Origin of the sequence: Roseovarius sp., from assembly GCF_018066915.1 — a bacterium.
GTDB lineage: Bacteria > Pseudomonadota > Alphaproteobacteria > Rhodobacterales > Rhodobacteraceae > Roseovarius.
In genome coordinates this window covers 1-3,434 of the sequence record NZ_JAGPVV010000140.1, presented here as the reverse complement: position 1 = coordinate 3,434, position 3,434 = coordinate 1, and the positions used below count along the sequence as shown (strand labels likewise).

Annotated in this window: 3 protein-coding genes and 2 pseudogenes; all 5 read left to right on the top strand. The window is 61.8% G+C overall.

Going from position 1 to position 3,434, the window contains the following annotated elements; genetic code table 11:
- Positions 1-447: pseudogene (locus KBT70_RS07655) on the top strand (ABC transporter substrate-binding protein); the annotation flags it as partial.
- An 84-nt stretch (positions 448-531) separates the two neighbouring features.
- Positions 532-1,479 carry an ABC transporter permease gene (locus KBT70_RS07650; protein WP_296630752.1) on the top strand — a complete coding sequence of 316 codons (948 nt, stop codon included), beginning with the start codon at positions 532-534 and terminating at the stop codon, positions 1,477-1,479.
- A 5-nt stretch (positions 1,480-1,484) separates the two neighbouring features.
- Positions 1,485-2,303, top strand: a complete 819-nt coding sequence (locus KBT70_RS07645) for an ABC transporter permease (RefSeq protein WP_296630754.1) — start codon at positions 1,485-1,487, stop codon at positions 2,301-2,303.
- Positions 2,296-3,255 (top strand): ABC transporter ATP-binding protein, encoded by a 960-nt coding sequence (locus KBT70_RS07640; RefSeq protein WP_296630749.1) that lies wholly within the window; start codon positions 2,296-2,298, stop codon positions 3,253-3,255. Before KBT70_RS07645 ends, KBT70_RS07640 begins: the two co-directional genes overlap by 8 nt.
- Positions 3,255-3,434: pseudogene (locus KBT70_RS07635) on the top strand (peptide ABC transporter ATP-binding protein); the annotation flags it as partial. The gene KBT70_RS07640 and the pseudogene KBT70_RS07635, both read left to right, overlap by 1 nt.

Sequence of the window (3,434 nt, the reverse complement as noted above, 5' to 3'; positions counted from 1 at the left end):
CTGAGAGTGCCTCCCTTCCCGTATGCGACACGCTCGGCAGAAATCATTCAGGCACAACTGACCGAGGCGGGCATCGACGCACGCGTCGAGAATGTTGAATGGGGGTTCTGGCTGGATGAAGTCTACAAAAAGCTCAACTACGACATGACGATCATCGCTCATACCAGTCCGAACGACCTGGGCAATTTCGCGAAAGGTAGAGAGTACTTCTACGGCTTCCAGAACGATACGTTCGACGCGCTCTGGCAGCAGATCAGCACCGAAAGCGATCCTGCCGCCCGCATGGCGATGGAGAAGGAAGCACAGACCTGGCTGGCCGAGGAAGCGGTGCACGGGTTCCTGTTCCAGCTTCCGCAACTGGGTGTCTATGACAAAGATCTGCGCGGTTACTGGACATCGGCCCCGGTTCTGTTCGAACCTTTCGCCAAGCTCTCCTGGGCCGAGTGACATCGTAGACACGCGTCAGATACGGCGCATGATCCTTACGGCGGGCGGCACCCTTGCCGCCCGAGGCATGACGGACCAACCTGAATGACCTATTTTCTTGCCCAGCGTGTTGCAGGGTTCCTACTGACGCTGTTCGTGGTTTCGATCATCGTTTTCGCGGTCATGAATGTCCTGCCGGGCGATCCGGCGCTGACCATTCTTGGCATCGATTCGACCGAAGACGCCCGGGCCGCGCTGCGGGAGCGGCTGGGTCTGAACGATCCGGTCGTGCTGCGTTATCTGCGATGGGCGATGGCGGCCGTGCAGGGCGATTTCGGTATCAGCTATTCCTTTGGTGTGCCGGTCGCGGAACTGGTAGCCGAGCGGTTGCCACTTACCTTTACGCTGGCCATAGCGGGAACGGTCGTCACAATCGCGACGGCTCTTTTTCTAGGCATCTCCGCGGCGGCGCGCCATGGGCGCAGCGGGGATTGGGCTATCATGCTGTTCAGCCAGATGGGTATCGCTATCCCGGCCTTCTGGCTGTCGATGCTGCTGGTGCTGCTCTTCGCGGTGAAACTGCAATGGCTGCCACCCGGTGGCTTTCCCGGATGGGATGACCCTATGGAGACGCTGCGCGCGCTGGTGCTGCCAACGGTTGCCCTGGCGCTTGTGCAGGCGGCAGTGCTTGCACGGGTCACGCGCTCGGCCGCGTTAGAAGTGATGCGGCAGGATTTCGTCCGCACCGCGCAGGCGACCGGCTTTTCGCCGCGCCGCATCCTCTGGGGGCATGTGCTGCCGAATGCCCTGATCCCGATCGTCACGATTGTCGGGCTGCAATTCGCCTCGCTGGTGACGGGGACGATCGTGATAGAGAATGTCTTTTATCTGCCCGGTCTGGGGCGTCTGTTGTTTCAGTCCATCGGGAACCGCGATCTGATCACGGTCCAAGCGCTTGTGATGCTGTTCTCGGTCTTTGTGGTGACGGCCAACTTCATCGTCGACATCGCCTATGTGCTGATTGACCCGCGGCTGCGCGAGGGCCGGGCATGAGACGGCTGCCCGTGAATCTTTTGATAGGCGGCGCGTTGGTGACGCTGGTCATCTCAGCCGCGTCACTGTCGGTCATCTGGACACCGCATCCCTATGCCGCGATGGATATTCCCAACAAATTTGCCCCCCCCTCGGCCACACATTGGCTCGGGACCGATCAACTGGGCAGGGATCTCGTCTCGCAACTCATGGTGGCGGCAGGCAATTCCATGATGGTTGCGCTATTGGCTGTCAGCATCGGCGCCTTGCTAGGCACCGTACTGGGCCTGGTTGCAGCAGCGCGCGGCGGCTGGACGGAGGAGGCGATCATGCGCTTGTCAGACCTTGGCTTTGCCTTTCCAACACTTCTCTTCGCAATCATGCTGGCGGCGGCCTTTGGCCCCTCGCTGACGGTTGTGGTCGTGGCGATCGCTTTCATCAACATCCCCACATTCGCGCGCGTGGCGCGCGCTTCGGCCCGGCAAGTCTGGCACCGCGACTACGTCTTTGCGGCACGTGCGGCCGGGATGAATAGGTTCGCCATCAGCCGCGATCATATCCTGCCCAATATCGCAGCCCCGGTCATCGTCCAGGCGACCATAGAATTCGCAGTCGCTATCCTTACCGAGGCTGCGCTATCCTATCTGGGCCTTGGCGCGCAGCCTCCTGCCCCATCTTGGGGGCGGATGCTGTCCGAGGCGCAAACGCTGATGTATCTTGCGCCGCAACTGGCGATCTGGCCGGGCCTGTGCATCTTTATCGCGGTGCTTGGTTTCGGCCTGCTGGGCGACGGGCTACGAGATCTGTCCGATCCACGTCTGGGGCAAAGGCGAGCACATGATTGATCTGACTGATATTCATGTCGACGGTCCAACCGGCCCCCTCCTGCGCAAGACCAATTTCTCAATCGCTGCGGGCGAACGGGTTGGGATCGTGGGTGAGTCCGGGTCGGGCAAGACCCTGCTGGCGCTGTCCATGATGGGCATGGTGTCGGACCAGTTGACCGTCGGCGGGGTGATCAATGTCGAGGGGCGCGACATGACGAGCGCTTCCGAGGTCGACTGGCGGCTCCTCCGCGCGCGCCGCCTATCTATGATCTTTCAAGAACCGATGAGCGCGCTGAACCCGCTGCGACGGGTCGGCGATACGGTCGCAGCACCACTGATGAGGCATCAGGGCTATACGCGGGAACAAGCGCGCGCCCGCGCTCTGTCCCTTTTTGAGGAGACGGGCATCACCGAGCCGGAGCGCCGATTGTCGCAATACCCACATCAACTGTCAGGCGGGCAACGACAACGGGTGCTGATCGCTCTGGCGCTGGCCTGCGATCCGGCGCTGCTGATCGCGGATGAACCCACCTCGGCGCTGGATGCCGAAGTGGCATTACGGATCACGGATCTCCTGGTCAGGCTGTCGCGAGAACGCGACATGGCCCTGCTGTTCATCAGTCATGACCTGGCCGCTGTCTCGCGCACCACCGAGCGCATCATCGTCATGTATGGTGGCGATATCATGGAGACGGGTTCGACGCGCACCATCATGCATGCCTCGCGCCATCCCTATACCAAGGGGCTGTTGGCGGCCCGTCCCGCGCTGTCGACCTTGGGCAAGCGCAGGTTGCCGACTATTCCCGGCTCTGTGCCGCCGCCACAAGACTTGCCACGCGGCTGCCGCTTTGCCGGACGGTGCCCGGTGGAAATGGCCCATTGCGCCACAGAGCGACCCGCCCTGATACTCACGTCGACGGGTGCCGCAGCCTGTCACCGGCACATCGCAGATGATAGCGGGGGCCAGTGATGAACCAAACGCAAGAAATCGCCCACCCGATCCTGTCTGTGGAACAGGTCACGCGGCGTTACAAACTGCCTCGCACCACGCTTTTCGGTGAGGCCCCGGTTCTGACAGCCGTCAAAGATGTCAGCTTTTCCATAGGCATGGGCGAAACGTTGGGGGTCGTCGGCGAAAGCGGCTCGGGC